Origin of the sequence: Exiguobacterium sp. s124, from assembly GCF_018617485.1 — a bacterium.
Lineage (GTDB): Bacteria > Bacillota > Bacilli > Exiguobacteriales > Exiguobacteriaceae > Exiguobacterium > Exiguobacterium aestuarii.
In genome coordinates this window covers 1-351 of sequence record NZ_JACSKH010000012.1, presented here as the reverse complement: position 1 = coordinate 351, position 351 = coordinate 1, and the positions used below count along the sequence as shown (strand labels likewise).

At 48.1% G+C, this 351-nt stretch carries 1 tRNA gene and 1 rRNA gene; both read left to right on the top strand.

What is annotated here, in order from left to right:
* The first annotated feature begins 151 nt into the window (after positions 1 to 151).
* A 5S ribosomal RNA gene (rrf, locus tag KNO85_RS14860) occupies positions 152 to 268 on the top strand.
* An 8-nt stretch (positions 269 to 276) separates the two neighbouring features.
* Positions 277 to 351, top strand: a tRNA-Asn gene (locus KNO85_RS14855).

The window sequence follows — 351 nt, the reverse complement described above, 5'->3', positions numbered from 1 at the left end:
GGAAGCGTGGTGACACGTGGAGCTGAATGATACTAATCGGTCGAGGCTTTGATCTAGTCTATGGTTTGTGTTGATGAATCCTCAGTTTTGAGAGAACAATCTCTCTAAAATATGTTGACATTATCGATAAATAATGTTAATATAATACTTGTCTGGTGGCGATAGCGAGACGGCCACACCCGTTCCCATGCCGAACACGGAAGTTAAGCGTCTCAGCGCCGAAAGTAGTTGGGGGATCTCCCCCTGTGAGGATAGGACGTTGCCAGGCAAGATCGTTCCGCAATAGCTCAGTGGTAGAGCAACCGGCTGTTAACCGGTAGGTCGTAGGTTCAAATCCTACTTGCGGAGCCA